Origin of the sequence: Fodinibius halophilus (assembly GCF_011059105.1) — a bacterium.
Classification (GTDB): domain Bacteria; phylum Bacteroidota; class Rhodothermia; order Balneolales; family Balneolaceae; genus Fodinibius; species Fodinibius halophilus.
In genome coordinates, this window is sequence record NZ_JAALLS010000001.1 from 197,430 (window position 1) to 217,521 (window position 20,092).

At 41.5% G+C, this 20,092-nt stretch carries 21 protein-coding genes, 1 tRNA gene and 1 pseudogene; 16 read left to right on the plus strand and 7 right to left on the minus strand.

Translation table 11 applies throughout. The features are described from left to right. Positions 1-4: 4 nt before the first annotated feature. The 5 genes from G3569_RS00700 to G3569_RS00720 form a co-directional block, all read right to left on the minus strand. On the minus strand, positions 5-838 hold the full coding sequence (locus G3569_RS00700; protein ID WP_165265055.1) for a 1,4-dihydroxy-2-naphthoyl-CoA synthase: 834 nt from the start codon (positions 836-838) through the stop codon (positions 5-7). Positions 839-879: 41 nt separating this feature from the next. Then, positions 880-1,698, minus strand: a complete 819-nt coding sequence (gene menH / locus G3569_RS00705; protein WP_165265057.1) for a 2-succinyl-6-hydroxy-2,4-cyclohexadiene-1-carboxylate synthase — start codon at positions 1,696-1,698, stop codon at positions 880-882. Continuing rightward, positions 1,698-3,392, minus strand: coding sequence for a 2-succinyl-5-enolpyruvyl-6-hydroxy-3-cyclohexene-1-carboxylic-acid synthase (menD, locus tag G3569_RS00710; protein ID WP_165265059.1), 1,695 nt, complete (start codon positions 3,390-3,392; stop codon positions 1,698-1,700). Before menD ends, menH begins: the two co-directional genes overlap by 1 nt. Continuing rightward, positions 3,385-4,845: an isochorismate synthase gene (locus tag G3569_RS00715; protein ID WP_165265061.1), complete on the minus strand. Its 1,461-nt coding sequence runs from the start codon at positions 4,843-4,845 to the stop codon at positions 3,385-3,387. Before G3569_RS00715 ends, menD begins: the two co-directional genes overlap by 8 nt. A 609-nt stretch (positions 4,846-5,454) precedes the next feature. Then, positions 5,455-5,709 carry a DUF4290 domain-containing protein gene (locus G3569_RS00720; protein WP_165265063.1) on the minus strand — a complete coding sequence of 85 codons (255 nt, stop codon included), beginning with the start codon at positions 5,707-5,709 and terminating at the stop codon, positions 5,455-5,457. A 198-nt stretch (positions 5,710-5,907) separates the two neighbouring features. On the opposite strand from G3569_RS00720, the pseudogene G3569_RS00725 reads away from it, so the two are divergent. The 16 genes and pseudogenes from G3569_RS00725 to G3569_RS00800 all read left to right on the plus strand — a co-directional run. Further along, positions 5,908-6,894: pseudogene (locus G3569_RS00725) on the plus strand (PLP-dependent cysteine synthase family protein); the annotation flags it as partial. A gap of 43 nt (positions 6,895-6,937) precedes the next feature. Then, a complete protein-coding gene (locus G3569_RS00730) occupies positions 6,938-7,258 on the plus strand; it encodes a DUF3467 domain-containing protein (protein WP_165265067.1) in 321 nt (106 codons plus the stop codon). Positions 7,259-7,275: 17 nt separating this feature from the next. After that, on the plus strand, positions 7,276-8,133 hold the full coding sequence (locus G3569_RS00735) for a M23 family metallopeptidase (RefSeq protein WP_165265069.1): 858 nt from the start codon (positions 7,276-7,278) through the stop codon (positions 8,131-8,133). Between the two features lie 43 nt (positions 8,134-8,176). Next, positions 8,177-8,656 carry a bactofilin family protein gene (locus G3569_RS00740; RefSeq protein ID WP_165265071.1) on the plus strand — a complete coding sequence of 160 codons (480 nt, stop codon included), beginning with the start codon at positions 8,177-8,179 and terminating at the stop codon, positions 8,654-8,656. A gap of 7 nt (positions 8,657-8,663) precedes the next feature. Further along, complete coding sequence (locus G3569_RS00745) at positions 8,664-8,870, plus strand: AtpZ/AtpI family protein (RefSeq protein ID WP_205719967.1); 207 nt, start codon at positions 8,664-8,666, stop codon at positions 8,868-8,870. 7 nt (positions 8,871-8,877) lie between these two features. Then, a complete protein-coding gene (locus G3569_RS00750) occupies positions 8,878-9,261 on the plus strand; it encodes a hypothetical protein (RefSeq protein WP_165265073.1) in 384 nt (127 codons plus the stop codon). A gap of 45 nt (positions 9,262-9,306) precedes the next feature. Further along, positions 9,307-10,305 carry a F0F1 ATP synthase subunit A gene (gene atpB / locus G3569_RS00755; protein ID WP_240894577.1) on the plus strand — a complete coding sequence of 333 codons (999 nt, stop codon included), beginning with the start codon at positions 9,307-9,309 and terminating at the stop codon, positions 10,303-10,305. Between the two features lie 63 nt (positions 10,306-10,368). Continuing rightward, positions 10,369-10,590, plus strand: coding sequence for an ATP synthase F0 subunit C (gene atpE, locus G3569_RS00760; protein ID WP_138429350.1), 222 nt, complete (start codon positions 10,369-10,371; stop codon positions 10,588-10,590). A 37-nt stretch (positions 10,591-10,627) separates the two neighbouring features. Next, positions 10,628-11,143: a F0F1 ATP synthase subunit B gene (atpF, locus tag G3569_RS00765; RefSeq protein WP_165265077.1), complete on the plus strand. Its 516-nt coding sequence runs from the start codon at positions 10,628-10,630 to the stop codon at positions 11,141-11,143. Positions 11,144-11,148: 5 nt separating this feature from the next. Beyond that, positions 11,149-11,694 (plus strand): ATP synthase F1 subunit delta, encoded by a 546-nt coding sequence (atpH, locus tag G3569_RS00770; RefSeq protein WP_165265079.1) that lies wholly within the window; start codon positions 11,149-11,151, stop codon positions 11,692-11,694. Between the two features lie 35 nt (positions 11,695-11,729). Continuing rightward, positions 11,730-13,352, plus strand: a complete 1,623-nt coding sequence (atpA, locus tag G3569_RS00775) for a F0F1 ATP synthase subunit alpha (RefSeq protein ID WP_165265081.1) — start codon at positions 11,730-11,732, stop codon at positions 13,350-13,352. A 3-nt stretch (positions 13,353-13,355) separates the two neighbouring features. Next, positions 13,356-14,246 carry an ATP synthase F1 subunit gamma gene (gene atpG, locus G3569_RS00780; protein ID WP_165265083.1) on the plus strand — a complete coding sequence of 297 codons (891 nt, stop codon included), beginning with the start codon at positions 13,356-13,358 and terminating at the stop codon, positions 14,244-14,246. A gap of 18 nt (positions 14,247-14,264) precedes the next feature. Further along, a tRNA-Ser gene (locus G3569_RS00785) sits at positions 14,265-14,351 on the plus strand. Positions 14,352-14,458: 107 nt separating this feature from the next. Then, complete coding sequence (locus G3569_RS00790; protein WP_165265085.1) at positions 14,459-15,847, plus strand: TolC family protein; 1,389 nt, start codon at positions 14,459-14,461, stop codon at positions 15,845-15,847. Positions 15,848-15,855: 8 nt separating this feature from the next. After that, positions 15,856-16,464, plus strand: a complete 609-nt coding sequence (locus tag G3569_RS00795) for an MlaC/ttg2D family ABC transporter substrate-binding protein (protein ID WP_240894578.1) — start codon at positions 15,856-15,858, stop codon at positions 16,462-16,464. Positions 16,465-16,475: 11 nt separating this feature from the next. Next, positions 16,476-17,414: a glycosyltransferase family 2 protein gene (locus tag G3569_RS00800; RefSeq protein WP_165265089.1), complete on the plus strand. Its 939-nt coding sequence runs from the start codon at positions 16,476-16,478 to the stop codon at positions 17,412-17,414. 13 nt (positions 17,415-17,427) lie between these two features. On the opposite strand, the gene G3569_RS00805 is transcribed toward G3569_RS00800, so the two are convergent. Then, the gene (locus G3569_RS00805; RefSeq protein ID WP_165265091.1) at positions 17,428-18,918 is read right to left on the minus strand and encodes an oligosaccharide flippase family protein; all 1,491 of its coding nucleotides are present in this window, start codon (positions 18,916-18,918) and stop codon (positions 17,428-17,430) included. Next, the gene (locus G3569_RS00810; RefSeq protein ID WP_165265093.1) at positions 18,915-20,057 is read right to left on the minus strand and encodes a glycosyltransferase family 4 protein; all 1,143 of its coding nucleotides are present in this window, start codon (positions 20,055-20,057) and stop codon (positions 18,915-18,917) included. The genes G3569_RS00805 and G3569_RS00810 overlap by 4 nt, the downstream gene beginning before the upstream one ends. Positions 20,058-20,092 lie beyond the last annotated feature (35 nt).

Here is a 20,092-nt window from a genome sequence, read left to right on the forward strand (position 1 = left end):
TTCTTTATCCAATCCAGGGATAGTCGTCCCAGTTCGGTTTGCGCTTTTCGAGGAAGGCATCACGTCCTTCAGTGGCTTCATCGGTCATATAGGCCAAGCGGGTGGCTTCTCCTGAGAAAACCTGCTGACCCACCATGCCGTCGTCCACTAAATTAAAGGCATATTTGATCATACGAATGGCGGTCGGACTTTTCTCCAGGATCTCCTGCGCCCACTGGTAAGCCGTTTCTTCCAGTTCATCATGGGGCACTACTTTATTAACCATCCCCATCTCAAAAGCTTCCTGGGCTGAATAGTCGCGACCAAGGAAGAAAATTTCTCGTGCTTTCTTTTGTCCCACTTGACGTGCCAACAGGGCAGAGCCAAATCCACCGTCAAAACTGGCAACATCGGCATCGGTTTGTTTGAATATTGCATGTTCTTTACTGGCAAGAGTAAGATCGCAGACCACATGCAGGCTGTGTCCGCCGCCTACGGCCCAACCCGGCACTACTGCGATAACGACCTTGCCCATGAAGCGGATCATGCGTTGCAGGTCCAATACATTGAGCCGAGGGGTTCCGGCATCATCCTTATAACCGGCCTTGCCGCGGACATTCTGGTCGCCGCCGGAGCAAAAGGCCCATTTCCCATCTTTGGGCGAAGGTCCTTCTCCGGTAAGCAACACAACGCCGATGTTAGAGTCTTCTCGTACATCAAGAAAAGCGTCCTGCAGTTCAAAGAGAGTTTTTGGGCGAAATGCATTACGGATTTCAGGTCGGTTAATAGCAATACGTGCTACGCCATTAGACTTTTTAAAGGTAATATCTTCGTATTCGTTGACGGTTTTCCAGTTCATAATAGGATATTCAGTGTTTGGTAGTAAATAGTTTATGTAGGCTAATTAAAGTTGGAGATAAATGGAGTGATCTCATTAAGAAGCATCAAAGGATTATCAAGATGTACTCGGTGTCCGGCTTCGATAGATGAAAAGGTAGCATTGGGAAATTGATCAACCAAATTGTTGTTGATCTGCTGGTATTTATCATCTGCTGTACCGGCCAACAGCAGTACCGGTTTATTCCATTTATGAAGGTCGGCACAAACCGGTGTCATTGAACCGGCACCAAATCCCTTCAAAGAAGCTGTCAGGGCAGAGGGGGTTTGTCTCGATTGGATCTGGTGATAGTTTTCTTGTAAATCCGTATCAACTGCTACGGGAGATTGAAAAAGATCTAGGTTAGACCAGTTTGCAAGAAAGGTCTGAAAATCTTGTTCAATCATTTTTGCACGCTGCTTATCGACTTTCTTACGCTCTTTTCTTTTAGCTGCATCAGAAATGCCGCAATTTGTACTTTCAAGGATAAGACCGCTAAAGCTAGGGGGAGAGGTCAGAGCAGTTTTTAAAGCCAGGCGACCACCCATACTGTATCCATAGAGCAAAGGTGGAGCTATATTGAGCTGGTCTATAAATCTTAATAAGTCCTCAATTTGTTGGTCTTCGTTATATCGGGCGGATTGCTGAGGTTTACTACTTGCACCATGCCCCAGCAGGTCAATAGTAATAGGATTACAGTAGCTTCTCAGCTCATCAATTAGGTGTTTAAAAACTTGTTGGCTGCCCATAAATCCGTGCAGCATAAGTAAATAAGGCAGATGCTTATTCTGCTGGTGCAGCTTGTAGGCATAGTTTACGTTATTGATTTCTACCTTTTGCATCAGGAGTAATCCCAGAGCTTTTTTCTGAGTTTCATAGAAGCATCGGCATCTGTTTTACATTCTACCACAGAAAGCCCGCTGTTTATCTGCATCCATTCGGACAGATTAAAATCATGAAGTGATGATAGGCTGTCGATAGTATGGCAGGGGATATCATGTGCCGCTGCCAGTGTCTTGATATCAGCGTTTTGTGGGGTTTCAAAATAGTCTTCAAAATATTTTTCATGTCTTTCAACAGGCAGCATACGGAAGATGGATCCACCGGAATTATTGATAACAACGATAACCAGGGGATGCTCTATTTTTTGCTGATTGAGCAAGGCGTTGCTGTCATGTAAAAAAGCAAGATCTCCCGTGAATAATACCCCGGCTTTATTTAATGACATAGAAATCCCCAGAGCGGTAGAGGTTAGTCCATCGATACCGCTGGCACCACGATTTAAAAACAGAGGTGCTGATGAAGGTTGTTTGCCAAATAGGTTGATATCACGAGCTGGAAAAGAGTTGGAAACAGTGATGAACTGCTCTGCTGTTATCTGCGGGCTAAGGTGATGGTAAATATGCCCATCAGTCAGAGTGTTCTCATTCGTAATATGGTCATCTACATACTCTTGGTACTTAGATGCAACTTCTTTCCACTTGTTGATCCATTGATCACTACGGTCTAGCTGGAACGCAGCTGTTGAAATGGAACGACCATACCATGGAATATGGGTAGCCCCGGAAAAAGTTTCATCTTGCCAGCTGTCAGTACTGGAAAAGTGATAATGATTGTCCGGGCTCCAATGATTGAGACCTAACTCTATAGCCTTTGAAGTAGGCTGAAAGCCGAATCGAAGAATGAGGTCCGGCTCCAGGTTACTGATAAGATGTTCATTTCGAAGAAATCCCGAAAACCGCTTTATAACCTGAACACTGTCGATGGTGCTTTCAATGAGGACAGGACAATTTAATTGGGTAGCTAATTTTTTGATGGAATGAGTGTCATCACCGGGAGCTAAAGGGCCTACAACAATGAGTGGTTTTTGAGCTTCCGATATTTTTTCAATTGCCTGATCGGGGAGGTGTTGCGTTTCTTTGTACAGAGCCTCATCTGAAGTAGCAGGCTCTCTGTTTTGGTCTTGTATCTTCTGAAGAAATTCAATGCCGGGCTCCAACGGTTTTCGGAAGGGAAAGTTTAGATGAACCGGTCCCCGTTTTGTCTTACTAAATTCAAAAGCCTGTTGGGCAACTATCTTAAGTCTGCTGATGTCTTCTTCGCTATCCCTAGGTTCCCCAACTTCGTGGAAAAAGACCGGGTAATCCCCAAAAATTTTAAGTTGGTCAATAGCCTGATTAGCCCCGGTAGCTCTTCGATTCGGTGGGCGGTCGGCGGTAGCTAAAATCATAGGGATCCCACTTTGGCAGGCTTCGATAACCGCAGGATAGTAGTTGGCCAAAGCAGTGCCGGAAGTACATATTAAGACTGCCGGTGTATCTGTTGCTTTGCCAATACCAAGGGCAGTAAAAGCAGCAGATCGTTCATCCAGGATCACATGTTTTTGGAAATGATCGTTAGCTGCAGCAGCAAGGGTAAGCGGAGTAGAGCGAGAGCCCGGTGATATAACAAGGTGTTGTACCCCAAGTTGTTGAAGTTTTCTAAAAAAAGTGGTGGTCCAGTTGAAGGCAAGGTTTCCGTGGTTGGGGCTAGTCATAATGCAGGGCTGACAGCATAGGCTTCAATTTAAGATTTGTTTCTTCCCATTCGTGTGCGGGATTGGAATCTGCTACGATACCGCATCCCGCAAAAAAATGTGCTTCTTTTTGGGTTAGTAATCCACTGCGGATACCAACAGCAAATTCGCCCATTCCTTTACTGTTTATCCATCCGATAGGACTTGCATACCAACCGCGGTTAAAATTTTCGAGCTCATCAAGATAAGGTGCTGCATCTTTCCAGGGATATCCACCCACCGCGGGGGTAGGGTGTAACTGGCCAATAACATTCAGTACTTCGGCCTCTTCTTCTAGGTGTGCGCGAATGGGAGTATAGAGATGCTGAACATTGGTCAGCTTTTTAATCTCTGGTTTGGGGCTGCGATAGAAGTCAATGGCAAAAGGAATGAGCCGCTCTTCGATATCCTTGATCACAAAATTATGTTCACTTTGATCCTTTTTGCTTTTAGCAAGATGTTGGCCCAGTTGGGTATCCTCAGATTCAGTTTGCCCCCGGTGAATACTTCCGGCCAGTGCTTCTGTAAGAAAAAGACGACTTCGAAATGAACCAAGACGTTCGGGTGATGATCCTAAAAATGTACTACCTCCTTGATGTAACAGGAAACTGGAACAGTTTTGATATCGTTTTCTAAGGCTGTTTAATACCTGTGTAGGGGGCGTGTTATCTCGTCTGGGGATCGATATCTTTCGAGCTATTACAATCTTATCAAAGTTATTATCAGCAATTAAATCAGTGGCTTTTGTGACTGTGGAAGTCCACTGCTCGTATTCTCCATTTTTAATATCTGAAAGCGAGATATCCTGGGTAAAAGAGGGGGGCGTTTCTTGTCCATTAAGTTTTTTGTCCATGCGACAGCTTTTGCGAATAGCATCAAACCTGTCGATCAAATGCTGGTGCAGATCACGGGCAGTTTCAAACAACGAAAGTTCTACTGAAAACGTCACTAAATTAAATTTACCGTCCTGTATGATAGTCCATTCGGGAATTGTAAAAGAAGCGGGATCAAAATCATTCCACACGCCATCAGAGATGTTATTAAAGAAAGAAAACCCACCTAAGAACATCATACCTGAATAGGGGTGGGGCACCGAGGAATATTCCCGGCTTAGTTGTTGGGTAGTTTGAATAGCTTTACTAACAGCATTGAACCTTCCGGAGCCCTCTGCAGAAAGATGTTTTACCGATCCCCCCGCTGCAATTGCTAATTCGTCAGTCGGTTTTTCCCAATAAAACTGAAACTGATCTTGATTCCAACACATCTCAAGATAGGCCAGTGGATCTATGGCATCGAGAGTGAAGCTAAAAGAGGCATATTGTGCTTCAGAATCTTGGAACAATTGAGACAGAAAAGCACGAAGATTACCGGTTTGGGGATCCGGAGTATCGTGTTTGTGGTAGAAGTCTATATTAGATAATGGAACGTTAGCCATGAAATGGTATCATTCTTGCACAGTTGCTTTCATAACTTTCAATATAAATTGAAAATTCGTTTTTCCATAATATCGCCACATTATTTTTGTGTGATCTTTAGCCGGACGTTTACAAGGTATTTGTTATTTCATTTATCAAGGACCTTTGCAAAACCAGGCAGTCATCCTGAATGTAATGAAGGATCTCCCTTTCAACGGCAGCAGATGGATACTGGAGATTCTTTGACAGGCTCAGAATGACGAAATCAAAGGTTTTGCAAAGCCCTCTTATCAATAACTCTCATCAGAATTATTGAAGACTAATTACTTTTGTATCTGAAATGAGGCTTGGCAGGGAGTATTTCTAAAGCCGTAAAAGGGAACAATAAATTTCAGTGTATTAGAATTTTAATAGGGCACCGGGATTTTGCCGGCGAAAGATGAACGATGTAAGCGCAGAAAATAATGACTGCCACTATTAGCTTTACTGTCTCCCAATCAAAAAGTGAAGAAAGAGGGGTTCCCCTTGAGAATATATTTTTAGCAAATTACCACAACAAAAAAGGGTTTTGCTATTTTAAAGAAAGGAACCGGGCGCAACAGCTTGGTGTGCCCGGATTTTAGCAATGATTATTCCTCAAAAGGATTGTAAATTCCATATTCATTTGGATCGTAGTCGGCCAGTTCAAAGAAATGTTCCCAGGCTTCAGGACTTTCATTATTTTCGTCAACCCAGTTTGGATGACTCTGTTTAATAAGACCGACGGCACGTTCGGCGTATTCAATGCGCTCATCTTCATCTTCAATACGAGGAAGAGAAGCGATCATTCGGTCCAGATTATATCCACAGTCAAAATCTTTGGGCTTTACTTGTTCTACAAACATGATATTAAATTGGCTTAAATTTATTTAAACAGAAGATAACAGAGTTGGTTGTTCCAATAAAGTGAATTTTAGAAAAAACTATCTCATAGCCATTTGAAAGCAAATCCAGATCTTTATTCGGGTAGATAGAACAAAATTCCTATATTTCGGGTCTGATAAAATTTTAATGTTACCTCAAAAGCACGATAAAAGTCCTTAATGTATTATAATTCAATTCTAGAAACCATCGGCAATACTCCACTGGTAAAGTTAAATAATATTGCCGATGATATTCCCGGTACTATTCTTGTAAAAGTAGAATATTTTAATCCCGGACAGAGTGTCAAAGATCGTATTGGGATTAAGATGATTGAAGACGCGGAGGAGAAAGGACTTATAGAGCCGGGAGGAACTATTATAGAAGGAACCTCCGGCAATACAGGGATGGGGTTAGCTCTTGCCGCTGTTATAAAAGGATATGATTGCATTTTCACTACCACGGATAAGCAGAGTAAATCAAAAATTGACCTGCTTCGTGCTCTTGGAGCTGAGGTAAAGGTTTGTCCAACAGATGTGGAACCGGACGATCCGAAAAGCTATTACTCAGTAGCTAAACGATTGAGTGAAGAGATTCCGAACTCATATTATCCCAACCAATATGATAACCCCAGTAACGCGCAGGCACATTATGAGACTACAGGGCCTGAAATATGGGACCAAACGGAAGGCAAAATAACACACTATGTGGCTGGAATGGGGACGGGCGGAACTATTTCAGGGACTTCCCGATATCTGAAAGAGCAAAATGAAGATATAAAAACGGTAGGAGTTGATAGCGAAGGCTCGGTATATAAGAAGTATTTTGAGACCGGTGAGTTCGATAAAGACGAAATCCACTCCTATTTGACGGAAGGAATCGGGGAAGATATTATCCCTGAAAATATGGATTTCGATCAGCTGGATGATGTGATGCAGATTTCCGATAAAGATGCTTTCTTAACGACCCGTGCTCTTGCCGAGGAAGAAGGACTTTTTGTAGGAGGCTCGTGCGGGGCGGCTGTTCATGGGGCGCTTGAATATGCCCGTAATAATGAATTTGGAGAAGATGATCTTATGGTTATTATTTTACCAGACAGTGGAACACGTTATGTTTCCAAAATTTTCAATGATGAATGGATGAAGGAACATGGATTTCTGGATTCTGATGCTGAATAAGTTTACACTAATTTGAAGGAAGAATAGTATTATTATGTCAGATCAAACACAGGATCTACAACAAGGACAAATTCAAATAGAACTGCCGGAAGAAGAGGCCAGCGGTACGTACTCTAATTTAGTGATGATTTCGCACTCGCCTTCGGAATTTATTTTGGATTTTATCTCTGTAATGCCGGGAGCCCCAAAGGCCAAGGTAGTTAAGCGGATGGTGTTGACCCCCGATCATGCTAAACGATTGGTAAATGCGCTTTCCGAAAATATTACTCGCTACGAAAAAGAAAATGGAACTATTTCTGAAGATGACGATATCGATGTGCCATTCAATTACCGGGGCCCTACTCCTGAAGCATAATCCAGTAGTAATTTCGCATGTTTGAATTCTTAAAGCGGCTTTTTAAAAATCAAGACAGGGACTTAACATTTGTCCTTTTTGATGATGATGAACCCGAGTCGTCAACATCCTATCATTTTAAACCCTCGCACCTTTGGCAGCTTTTTTATGGAGCCTTAGTAGGGGTATGTATCATTACTTTACTGCTGGTGATGTTTACGCCCCTTAGTACCTTACTATATAATAGGGAAGATGCCCAGCTTCGGGAACGGGTTATAAAGGTGTCAAAAAAAGTGGAAGCCCTACAGGATTCATTGGATGCCCGTGATACCCAGTTGTCGGAGATGCAGCAGGTGATTGCCGGTGGGGTGGATACTTCTTTTTCTGTTTCGCAGGATTATAATGCTGTTGGGGGGCAGGTAAAATCAGAAAGTTGGGAACCTGAATCCTTTTCTGATGTATCAATAGATGGAATGTTATCGCAGGACGATATCATTTTCTCAAAAATTTTTGATAGCATGCCCGAATTTCCCACTGGTTATCCCATTGATGGAACGTCTACTCGGGGATATAATCCGAAAAGTGGTCATTATGGTATAGATATAGCTACCAAAAAAGGTACGGAGTTTAAAGCCATTGCCGATGGGGCTATTGTAAACCAAGACTGGACGGTGAATTATGGATTCGTATTACACCTCCAACATAGCAATGGTATAATTACAGTCTATAAGCATGCTGCAAGTGTATCAAAATCTATTGGTGATATCGTCAAGAAAGGCGATATTTTGGGTACGGCCGGGGATGTAGGAGTACTGAGTTCAGGTCCCCATTTACATATTGAAATTTGGAAAAACGGCGTACCTCAAAATCCTAACGCATATTTAATCAAGTCATAATCATTTTATGTTTAATAATAACAATAAAAAAAAGTCGGAATCTATGAACTCGAACAAGTCCGGTAAGAACTTACCTTCTGTTAACATGATCAGTGAAGGTACTCGTTTAGAAGGAACTCTGGATACGAAGAACGATATCCGAATAGCAGGTACATTAGATGGGGAAGCAAAGGCAAAAGGAAAAGTTATTGTTTCATCTTCAGGTAAAGTTGAAGGAAATATTGGTGCCGCGGATGCTGATATCGCGGGTAGGGTAGATGGAGAAGTGCGCGTATCAAATAAATTGATTTTACGTGAATCAGCTATAATTGAAGGGGATATCTATACAAAGACAATGCTGGCCGAAGAAGGAGCCCAGATTAATGGTTCTTTCCACATGGGTGAAAATATCGATACAGAGCTTAAAAGCAGTTCCACTAACTCTATCGAAAATGGATTATCCTCTCCAAAGAAAACGCCTGAGAAGATTAAAAAAGATGAAAAACCCAATACCAGTTCCAAAAAAGACAAAAAGATAGGTTAAGTACATATTGAATAACAAAGATAAGCCAGGCAACTATTTGGAATACCTCTCGCTGGGGGGAGAGATTGCAGCAGCACTGGCTGTACCTATTTTTTTGGGTTATTGGCTGGATAGTTATTTCGGCTATAGCCCATGGTTACTTTTGGTAGGTTGCCTGGTCGGGATTGTAAATATTTTCATTCTTATCTTTAAGCTTAACGATCGATTAAATTAGGAATAGGGTGGCACGTACATTTCGGGGTATACTCTACAGGTTTTTATCGCTCTCAGCAATGGCTTTCTTCTTTGTGATGGTCGCTGGTTATATGCTCGCAAAAGAAGCCTTGGCTCTGGTAATTATTGCAAATTTGGTTAGCTTTATTTTTGTCGGCAGCAATTATTATGTAGTCAAAAAGATACGGCAAGATAGCGCCGACAGCTTTTATCGCAAGTTTTACCTCACTTTTGGACTTAGATTTTTGCTCGTAATAGCGGCTTTAGTAGTCGTTTTGAAAGCAATAAAAATTCATCAAATTCATTTTACAGTTAGCTTCATATTTTCTTATATTTTCCATTCTGTAATTGAGATTATTTCTATTAACAAAATACTAGAAACTGATAATTAGAATTAGATGCTAAGGGCCTGTCGCCGACTTTTCGTAACTTTTTTATTGATTCTCTTTTTTAATCCGTTAGCTCATGCTTCGGAAAAATCCGCACAAGATTCTAAGGGTGCTCCCATTGATGTAATGGGTAAGGTTGTAGATCATAATAAGGTCTCAACGCCGTTTGGGTATGTTCATTTGCCGCGTATTCTGTTGGTTGATGGCGGCTTGTATGCTTATAGTAGCACAAAAGCTGCTGTAAACTCCGGCGATTTTGTAAAAAAGGATGGGGCGCTTGTTGCTGCGAGTGGAGCTCCGGTTACTTTGGATCTTTCGATTACTTCTCATCTTGTTTACGTATGGTTGGGGCTGATTTTAACGCTGTTGATCACAGTGTCGATGGCTCAAAGGTACAAGAAGGGCGTTGGGCGCAAAACTGAACCAGAAGGTTGGTTTCAGAATCTGTTTGAAATTACTTTTGTATTTGTTCGGGATGATATTGCAAAGCAGAATATACCCGATGACAAGTACGAAAAGTTTGTTCCCTATCTCTTTGCTGTTTTTGTCTCGATCGCTTTTATGAATCTTTTTGGCTTGCTGCCATGGGGGGCGACGGCCACTGCAGATATTACAGTAACTGCTATCCTTGCTTTTATTACATTTGTAATTACTCAGTGGAACGGCTCTAAGGATCATTGGGAACACGTTTTTTGGTTCCCGGGTGTGCCTCCATTAATGCGTATTATTTTAACACCTATCGAAATTATTGGACTCTTTACTAAGCCTTTTGCGCTTGCCGTCCGTTTGTTTGCGAACATGTTGTCAGGAAAGATTATGATCATCTGTATTCTCGGACTCATATTTATCTTTGCTGATATCTTTGGTTCGATTGCGGGCATCGGAGTTAGTTTCTTTTCAGTACCCCTCACAGCTGTCCTGTATATATTGAAGGCTTTTGTGGGTCTGTTACAAGCTTATATTTTCGCGCTGCTTTCTGCGGTATTTATTGGGATGGCAGCCGAAGAGCACGAGCATCATGAAGAAGGTATTGAGGCTCATGCTTAATTCATTTTTACTTCTACTACTTACTTAATCTAAACAACAACTAAACACAACAGGTAAATTACTATGGGTTTATTAGCAGCAGGAATCGGAGCAGGAATTGTAGCAGTTGGTGCCGGAATCGGTATCGGAATGATTGGTAAAAGTGCTACAGAAAGTATCGCTCGTCAACCTGAAGCTTCTGGTGACATTCGTGGCGCAATGATTTTGACCGCTGCTCTTATTGAGGGTGTAGCTCTGATCGGTGCTATTGTGTGTATTCTTCTCGCTCTCGGAATTGGTGGCTAAGTCGATATTTCATAAATAATAAGACACAAAACACACCATGATGCTATTTTTAGCAGGCGGAGGAGGACTCCTCTCATTTAACAGCGGTTTCGCAATATGGGTTCTTATAAGTATGGTGATTTTCCTTGCAGTTATGGGGAAGTACGCTGTGCCACTCATTATGGATTCACTGCAGGAGCGCGAGAGTCGTATCAAAGATTCATTAGAATCTGCAGAAAAGGCTCTAAAGCGTGCAGAGCAGGTCTCCAAAGATAATGAAAAGGCATTGCGCGAAGCTGAGAAGAAAGCTCAGCAGATACGTAAGGAAGCCATTGAAGAAGCTGAGATGCTCCGTGCAGAACGCATTGAGAAATCCAAGGAAGAAGCTGAGCAAATGATCGAAAATGCTCGTAAAAGTATTGAGCAGGAAAAGAAGCGTGCCATGATGGAACTTCGAGACGAAGTTGCTCGATTGGCTGTGGAATCTGCATCAAAAATTATTGATTCTGAATTGGACGAACAGAAAAATAATAAGCTGGTAAATAGCTTTATTAACGACCTCTCTAAAAACTAAGGTAGATGCCTACAACAAAAGCAGCACGACGATATGCTACAGCTCTGCTAGAACTCGCTGAAGAGCGAGATGAGGTACAGCAGATCCTGGAGGATATTCAATTTGTTCACAACACCCTCGAGGGATCTCGAGAACTGGTAGTATTTTTAAAGAGTCCCGTCATCAATTTTGATGATAAGATTGGGGCACTCGAGAAACTCTTTTTTGAGGATCTTACAGATCCAACAAAGCTTTTTATGAAGCTGTTGGCAAAAAAAGATCGGATAAACTTGTTGGATCAAATTGCAGTGGCTTTTATAGAGAAATATAAAGAGTTTGCCGGCATTATTACTGTAGATGTGTTTGTTGCAAGAAGTTTGACTGATGATCAAAAGTCAAATCTTCACAATGAGCTTGAAGACAAAACACAAAAAACAGTTGAAATGGATGTCATCGTAGATGAGGATCTAAAAGGTGGTATGGCCATCAGGATTGACGATACTGTCATAGATGGTACGGTTAAACATCAGCTCGAAGAGCTAGAAGAGTCGTTATTAACAACTGTTGAATAGCAAATTAATACGTTTTTTAAATCACATTTGAACCAATGAGTCAAGTTAGACCAGACGAAGTTTCAGCAATATTACGAAAACAACTTTCCGGCTTCGATAACGAGGCAGATACCTATGATGTGGGAACAGTCCTTGAGGTAGGGGACGGTATTGCCCGCGTATATGGGTTGTCTAAAGTACAGGCCGGTGAGCTTGTTGACCTTCCTGATTCAAAAGATGAAGAAGGGAAATCTGTTCGTGGAATGGTATTAAACCTTGAAGAAGACAACGTTGGGGTGGTGCTTTTTGGTCCTACCAGTGCTGTTGAGGAAGGTGATACTGTTCGTAGAACCAAAGATATTGCCTCTATCAATGTAGGGGACGGATTGTTGGGTCGTGTAATTGATCCACTCGGCCGCCCTCTCGATGGTAAAGGGCCGATTTCAGGTGATACCATCCGAATTCCCCTGGAAAGAAAAGCACCCGGGGTAATTTTTCGTGAGCCGGTTAAGGAACCGCTTCAAACAGGGATTAAGGCTATTGACTCTCTTATCCCTATCGGCCGAGGTCAGCGTGAGTTGATTATCGGTGACCGTCAAACCGGTAAAACTTCTGTTGCTGTTGATACTATTATCAACCAGAAAGAAACGCAGGATACTGAAAAGCCGGTACATTGTATCTATGTTGCTGTGGGTCAAAAGGGATCTACTGTAGCAGGTATTGCTAAGGCGCTTGAGGAAAACGATGCAATTGATTATTCAACTATCGTTTCGGCACCTGCAAGTGCTACGGCGCCAATGCGATTTATCGCTCCTTTTGCCGGGGCAGCTATTGGTGAGTACTTCCGTGATACTGGTCGACATGCACTCGTGATTTTTGATGACCTTTCTAAGCAGGCTGTTGCGTATCGTGAGCTTTCACTGCTACTGAAGCGACCTCCTGGGCGTGAAGCATATCCTGGTGACGTCTTCTATCTACACAGCCGTCTGCTGGAACGTGCTGCTAAAATTATTGATGACGATGAGATTGCACAGCAGATGAATAACGTGCCCGAGCAGCTGAAACCGATGGTTAAGGGTGGAGGGTCATTAACGGCACTTCCTATTATTGAAACACAGGCCGGTGATGTTTCTGCTTATATTCCAACAAACGTTATTTCAATTACCGACGGTCAAATTTTCCTTGATACCGACCTGTTTAATTCTGGTGTTCGACCTGCTATTGATGTAGGGACTTCGGTATCGCGTGTTGGTGGTTCGGCACAGGTTAAGTCAATGAACAAATTGTCGGGTACTATGAAGCTTGACTTAGCACAGTACCGTGAACTTGAAGCTTTTGCTAAGTTTGGTTCTGACTTGGATCCTGCCACTCAGCGTCAGCTGAAGCGTGGTGAGCGTACGGTGGAACTCCTAAAACAGGATATTTACCAACCGAGACCTGTTGAAGACCAAATTGCACTGCTCAAAACCAATAGTGAAGGATTACTTGATGAGCTAAAAGTTGATCAGGTCCAAGAGTTTGAGCAGGAGTATCTTGAAACAATCCATGCTAAGTTCGACAAAGAACTTTCTGAATTGGGTGACTCCGGAGAACTCGGCGATGACTTCGGTGAAAAACTGCTTAAAGTCGCAAGTACGATAATTGAACAGATGAACGCTACAGAAGAAGAGGAAGCGTAATCCATGGCGAATCTTCGTGACATACGAACCCGTATTGAATCCATTAAAAATACGCAGCAGATTACGCGTGCCATGAAAATGGTAGCGGCTGCCAAATTGCGTAAGGCACAAGATCGCATTATTGAAACCCGTCCCTATGCTTCCAAAATGAAGGAAGTAGTAGGGCGAATGGTTGAAAATTCCAATGATGATAATGTGCTGTTAGATCAACCCGATTCAACTGATAATGTACTGTTTATTATTGTTGGTTCGGATCGTGGACTTTGTGGTGGGTTTAATAACAACTTGTTTAAAGTTGCCGAAGCGGAAATAAAAGAGAACTACAGTGAATATCAAAAGTCAGGAAACCTGTCTTTGATATGCATTGGGCGACAGGCAACAAAATATTTTGGTAAACGTGATTACAAAGTTAAATTCGAATATCCGGGCTTTTGGGATAATATTGAATTTCCAAAAGCAACCAAGATAATGAAATCTGTTATTAGCGATTTCAAATCTGGAACTTTTGATGAGGTTAATCTGGTTTTTAACGAATTTAAGTCTGTAATTGCCCAGAATAGATTGGTTGAAACATTATTGCCAATTCAGCCTGATACGTTAGTAGAAGATACCGAGGACAGTCAGCAAGAAACCGAATATATCTTCGAACCCAGTGCTGATAAAATTCTTAAAAAATTATTGCCTTTGCACTTGAATTTGCAACTGTGGAAGGCTATCCTTGAGTCGAACGCTGCAGAGCAAGGTGCTCGTATGACAGCGATGGATAATGCCACTGAGAATGCTCAGGAGATGAAAGAAGATCTACAGCTCGAGTACAACCGTGCACGACAAAGTGCAATTACTACTGAGATCTCAGAGATTATTTCTGGAGCCCAGGCGCTAGAAGAAGCATAGTTTAATTATTGACTTATTGGAGGGATGGCAGAGCGGTTGAATGCACCGGTCTTGAAAACCGGCAGGCCCTTTTGGGTCTCGGGGGTTCGAATCCCTCTCCCTCCGCATTGATAAATATGGCCCCTTCTCAAACAGAAGGGGCTATTTTTTTAATATATATTATCTCTTTGCGTTGATAGTATTTCACCTGTTTTTATAAGATGATTTAAATCATGAAAACCTCACTGCTCGCTTTTTTAGCATTATTGCTTTGCTTGCCAATTATTGGGTATAGCCAAAAGGATACGGTACAGGTATCTATAAAGAACTTCATCGAACGAGGCATTAAAAATTCCGGAGAGCTGGATTACGAACATCAAAAAGTGAAGCTCGCAGACAACCGTATCGATCAGGCGAAATCGAATCGTTATCTCCCTAGATTTGAGCTTAACACACAGCATGGGGTTGTTCCGGGGGTAAAGAGTAATGATCCCAATCTTTCAGAAAATGAGTACTACCTTGATCCTAACCTGGAGAACGACTGGGAAAATTGGGCGGTCTTTACCCGTGCTGAAGTTAAAGCCATACAACCGCTATTTTCGTGGGGCGCCCTTAAAAATACTGTTAAAGCAGCACAGTCTGCAGCTGTAGCAGCGCGAGAACAATTTAATAAGAAAGAGTCAGATCTACGCCTTAAGCTCTTTGAACTGTATCAGAGTTATCTGTTAACCAGTGAGATATTGTATTTACTGGAAGAAGCAGAAAAAAAGATCGAAAAAATTGATAAACAGATAAAAGATAAAGAGAAACAAGAAGACTCAGAGATTGATGAGTCTGATGTATTTAAATTCGAAGTTTATAAAGAGGAATTTAAAATTCGGGCGGCCGAAGTGCGTGAAGAAGCTGCTATGACGCAACGCATCTGGAACTATGTGTTGCAAGCTGATGAGAATACGGTATATATACCTGATACTTACTTTTTAGATCCTGTTCCAAGAGGACTTAAAGAGATAGGGTATTACCGTTCAAATGCGCTTTCGGAAAGGGCAGAGGTTGAAGCCATAGATGCTGGTATAGAGGCCGCAAAATTTGGGGTAAAAGCCTTGAAACAGAAAAACTACCCATCTTTATTCTTGGGCTTAACCGGAAGTTTTGCAAATACACCAAATCGCCCACGGCAGAGCAATCCTTTTATTATTAACAATTCAAATTATGCTTCGGCTTCCTTTGGAATAGGTATTCGGCAGAATCTTGATTTCTTTAGTATGAAAACAGATCTGGAGAAAGGGAAAATAAAACAACGTCAAGCAAAATTTTTGAAAGATGCAGCCGTTGATGGTATAGTTCTTGAAATAAATCAGGCTTATAAAAATGCCTCACTTTCAAAAATGAAGGTTGAACGAACAGACAATGCTTTTGTGACCAGTAAAAAGTGGTTACGGCAGGAACAATTAGATTATGATATGGATATGGGAGATACCAAAGACTTGGTTGATGCCATGAAAAAGGAACTGGAGCTTCGGGTAAAATTGAAGCGTGAGATTTTTGAATTCAACAAAAATATGGCAGCATTGTACCGAAAGTCCGGTCTCCCGATAATGGAAATAATAAATAATAAGTAACAATGCGTATGAAATTTGTAAAGTATAGCTTTGTTCTGGTTGCTTTTATTATAGGAGCACAAATAGTTCAACCGGTAAATGGATTTGCTCAAAAGAATAGTTCAACAATTAAAGAACTTTTAGAAAAGCGTAATACACAAGTGAAAAAACTTGTGGGGCCAAAGGGCACAGAGTACACGCAAAAACAGCGTGATGAATTAAAAGATATTATTAATGGCATTATAGACTACCATGCAATGGCTCGGTATGCCTTGCAGGACACGTATAATGATCTTTCAAAAGAAGAAAAGGATGAATTTGTAGATCTTTTTTCTACCGTTATACGCGATCATTCGTTGAAGAATTTAGACATCTATCGGGCGGATGTTAAATATGAACAGATTGAGGTTGAGGGTGATTCGGCGGTGGTAGAAACTCTTGCCCAGCTCAAACGAGTACGAACTCCTGTAACGTATAAAATGGCATATGACAAAACTTCTAAAGAATGGGTCGTTACTGATATTATTATAGATGATGTATCAACGGCCGGTTCGTATCGACGCCAGTTCCAGAATATAATTAAGAAGAAGGGATACGCTCATCTGCTGAAAACGCTTCGTAAAAAGGTATCAGCCTAGATTTTATTCTAATGAGTCCACGGGTTTCAGTTGTTGTACGATCTATTAACAGAGCGGAAGCCCTTTCCGAGTTACTGGAAGTCTTACTGGAACAGAAGCATGACAGCTATGAAATAGTTGTTGTAGAACAATCTCCGGACCCTTCAGGACCGTATTGGGATAAAGTACTTACGCTCTGTAATAATGAGTGTATTAATCTTATTAAAAGAAAGCCTCTAGGTGGTCCAAAAGCTCGGAATGTGGGTGTTAGTGCGGCAGAAGGGGAGATCATTATTCTTATTGATGATGATGACCTGCCACTATCTAAAACGTGGATACGGCAACATGAGAACGCCTATGAAGATCCCCAATTAGCAGGGTTTACAGGACGTCATGTGAGGGCCGGGGGAGAAGAGAATCCATATATCTTGCCCGATTGGTTTATTGCAAAACGGTGTATGTCATACTCTTTTCTGAATACCCCTTATACCTATGCCAGGTATGACCAAGATGTAGACAATGTAGATTGGCTACACGGGACAAATGCTTCTCTCAGAAGATCTGTGTTGAAGAGAGTAGAAGGGCTTTGGGATACTCGGGTTAAATCCCAAGATGAACATTCTTTTGCTTTTAAGTTAAAAGATGTTCTCAAAGAGGATGAATATATCGCCTTCAAAACACAACCTATAGTTAAAAGAGGAGTAGAGATCCAGGGAGGGATGAATAAAAGGAATCATTCGCTGGAATCAGAACTTCGCAACCATTTTGATTATATATTTAAAATTCTGGCAACATATCGCCCAAAAAAGTTTAACAGTTATTACTACCTGTATCTACTGTGGATCTACTTTAAAGTTGTAGGTTGGATCTGGAGCCCTTCTGTTAATATATCCTTTTCTAAACGCTTGAAGTATTTTTTGCAACTTCCATTTGTATCTTGGAGTTACCAAAAAAAGTATTTGGAAAACTGAACGGTACTTTAGATTAATTGCTCAGTTGCTTTTTCATGTTAGAAAAGTTAAATCTAAAACCGAATAATAAGACTCCGTAGATTAAAAGCACTATACCGTATTGTAGAAGGTGGTTAAAGAATGCTTTTTCAAAAAACTCTGTCAGCGGAATGAAAGCTACCAGAAGCAGACTTACAGCAAGTCCGGAAAGATGAGGCTTATATATCTGTTTTATGTATAATTTAGCTCCCACAAAATAGCGGGCTTCGGCTAACTCCAACAATGTAAGGGTGAAGGTAGCCAATGCTGATGCGAGTGCTGCTCCTTCCATTCCCCAAAGTGGTATTAACCAAAGGTTAAGAAGAAAGTTTGAGATTGAAACTACTACCGAATTGAACAGAGTTAGCTTCGAATGGCCGGTCATTGTCACAATATTGCCTGCTAAGCTGTAAGAGCAGTACATATAGGGGATGGGCAAGAGCAGGAGCATGAAGAAGGCACTCTGCCCAAATTCGGGGTGTACAATTCGCAGTAAATCTTCTCTGAATATTGCCACGCCTATAATGATTGGGATTGTAATAGAGGCAATCCACTTCGCAGTCATTGAGAAATTTTTTGATAACCCTTCGAGGTCATCCCGTTCGTAGAAGCGAACAATATGTGGAGCAAAAGCACTGGAGAAAATGAGTTTTACATTACGTATTTCCCGAACGATCATGGAACCGGCTCCATAGAAACCAACCATCGAGGCTGAAGCCCCAAAAATAGGGAGCATCAAAACGTCTAAACCGGTAATGAATTTATTTAATGTCATATTCAGATTTTGTGGCAGGGCAAAGTCAAGTAGTTCCTTGTCAAATTTGAACGATCTAAAGGCTTTAAATAAGCCTGCCCACGAAAGCTCTTTTTGATATATAACAGTTGCTACTATAGCAACTGTTACTTGCGTGCTGATATATCCTAATGTAAGACCGGTGAGTGAGGGCCAGATATACCAAAAGCCAATAGAATAAAGCAACAAGAATACAGGCCGGATACCCCCATTAACCATGGCATCGTACTTCATGATTTTAAGTCCCTGGGTTGCTGCAGTGACAATCCGGTCAAATGCCATTAAGGGGAGCACAAGCCCCATAGTAAGCAGCATGAACTGCAGCTGATCTCCAAAATTATCGCTGTATAGCATGTCAAATACCATCGGCCCTACCAAGTAACTAAGCACAATTAAAAGCAGAGATAAGCCCATGCTTAGTGCCAGCGCATTGGATAGCGAGCGATACAGGTGATGGTGTTGCTCTTTATCATCTGCATGACGAGCCACAAAAATAAGGGCTCCGTCTTTAAAGCCGGAGGTAAGGAAGGCCAGTGCTATTTCTATGGCAAGGTTAGCTGTAATAAATATTCCAAAGAGGTCCGGTCCGTAGTATCGAGTGACCAACACCAGAAAAGAGGGACCTGCAATTTTACCAAGGATACCCAGGAAATTAACAAACGCACCTTTTTTTAGTTCTTCTTTAATGCTCATTTATTATCAGCTACTCGATCATATAACGATTCCAGTTTCTGTACCTGTGTTTTAATATTATAGTCCCTTTTTATTTTTTCTCGTGCAGCAAGGCCAAATTCTTTCCTTTTTTGTGGATGCTCTATTAAATCAATCATACGATCTGCGAGTGCTTCGGTATTCCGCTCGGGCACCAAAAAGCCAGTTTTACCATCATCAATAATTTCGGGGATTCCGCCGTGGTAGGTACCAATAGCCGGAATAGCCGTGGCATTTGCCTCTTTAATAACTACCGGGCCGCCTTCTCTGTCATGATCTTTACCAACAATACTGGGTGCTATTAAAAAGTCAGATTTTTTAAGCATGTCAGAAATTTCTGATGACTCTAGTATACCGTGAAAACTGACCTTCGATTTGAGATTATGTTCTGCCACATATGCGCGGCATTTTTCTATTAATCCCCCCTCACCCACAAAGTTAAGATGTGCCCCGTTGGTTTTATTAACAGCTTTTTTAAAAGCTTTCAGGGCATAAATATGGCCTTTCTTTTCCGTAAAACGGCCGATCATTGTAATTTGGCACTGGTCATTTTTAGGGCGTTCTTCATAATCTACCGGATCAAAAGTATCAAGATTAACCCCAATATGGAAAACTTCTACTGCTTCGGGACGACCGCTTATTTCTCCTAGTATTTCAGCCATTTCGTTGCTAACGGCCAAAATCAGGTCTGCTTTTTGGAGTATCTTTTTAGAGTACAGGATATATCTCCAATATTTGGGTTTGTATTTGCCCGTTCCCATAAGGGCTGCAACATCATGTCCGTGGAAAGTTACAACAAAAGGAATGTCGTGTCGTAATTTGTAGGGTAGAGCATACACGGCTCCGGTACCGAAATGAGCATGGATCAGATCGTAGTTTGTGTTCCCGATACGTCGATTAAAAGAAGGCCAATAGGCCGTGTTTTCATAGATAAATTCCGAAACTTTTCCATTCGGTTTGTAATATGAATCATATGGAAATCGCTCTTCATTCAACCGTTCTTTGCAAAATACATCTACATCATAACGTTCATGGGCCTTTAATTCTTCATGGATAAATGTTTGAGAGTACGGTAAAAAAGAGGTTGAAAATAGGGCAATTCTATGACTCTGATCTGACATTTGAAATACCGAAATGGGTAAAATTAATATAATCT

Excerpts from the sequence above, each read along its gene's own strand:
- G3569_RS00700 (WP_165265055.1), bottom strand. The coding sequence starts at position 838 with ATGAACTGGAAAACCGTCAACGAATACGAAGATATTACCTTTAAAAAG.
- menH (WP_165265057.1), bottom strand. The coding sequence starts at position 1,698 with ATGCAAAAGGTAGAAATCAATAACGTAAACTATGCCTACAAGCTGCAC.
- menD (WP_165265059.1), bottom strand. The coding sequence starts at position 3,392 with ATGACTAGCCCCAACCACGGAAACCTTGCCTTCAACTGGACCACCACT.
- G3569_RS00715 (WP_165265061.1), bottom strand. The coding sequence starts at position 4,845 with ATGGCTAACGTTCCATTATCTAATATAGACTTCTACCACAAACACGAT.
- G3569_RS00720 (WP_165265063.1), bottom strand. The coding sequence starts at position 5,709 with ATGTTTGTAGAACAAGTAAAGCCCAAAGATTTTGACTGTGGATATAAT.
- G3569_RS00730 (WP_165265067.1), top strand. The coding sequence starts at position 6,938 with ATGTCAGATCAAACACAGGATCTACAACAAGGACAAATTCAAATAGAA.
- G3569_RS00735 (WP_165265069.1), top strand. The coding sequence starts at position 7,276 with ATGTTTGAATTCTTAAAGCGGCTTTTTAAAAATCAAGACAGGGACTTA.
- G3569_RS00740 (WP_165265071.1), top strand. The coding sequence starts at position 8,177 with ATGAACTCGAACAAGTCCGGTAAGAACTTACCTTCTGTTAACATGATC.
- atpE (WP_138429350.1), top strand. The coding sequence starts at position 10,369 with ATGGGTTTATTAGCAGCAGGAATCGGAGCAGGAATTGTAGCAGTTGGT.
- atpF (WP_165265077.1), top strand. The coding sequence starts at position 10,628 with ATGATGCTATTTTTAGCAGGCGGAGGAGGACTCCTCTCATTTAACAGC.
- atpH (WP_165265079.1), top strand. The coding sequence starts at position 11,149 with ATGCCTACAACAAAAGCAGCACGACGATATGCTACAGCTCTGCTAGAA.
- atpA (WP_165265081.1), top strand. The coding sequence starts at position 11,730 with ATGAGTCAAGTTAGACCAGACGAAGTTTCAGCAATATTACGAAAACAA.
- atpG (WP_165265083.1), top strand. The coding sequence starts at position 13,356 with ATGGCGAATCTTCGTGACATACGAACCCGTATTGAATCCATTAAAAAT.
- G3569_RS00790 (WP_165265085.1), top strand. The coding sequence starts at position 14,459 with ATGAAAACCTCACTGCTCGCTTTTTTAGCATTATTGCTTTGCTTGCCA.
- G3569_RS00795 (WP_240894578.1), top strand. The coding sequence starts at position 15,856 with ATGAAATTTGTAAAGTATAGCTTTGTTCTGGTTGCTTTTATTATAGGA.
- G3569_RS00800 (WP_165265089.1), top strand. The coding sequence starts at position 16,476 with ATGAGTCCACGGGTTTCAGTTGTTGTACGATCTATTAACAGAGCGGAA.
- G3569_RS00805 (WP_165265091.1), bottom strand. The coding sequence starts at position 18,918 with ATGAGCATTAAAGAAGAACTAAAAAAAGGTGCGTTTGTTAATTTCCTG.
- G3569_RS00810 (WP_165265093.1), bottom strand. The coding sequence starts at position 20,057 with ATGTCAGATCAGAGTCATAGAATTGCCCTATTTTCAACCTCTTTTTTA.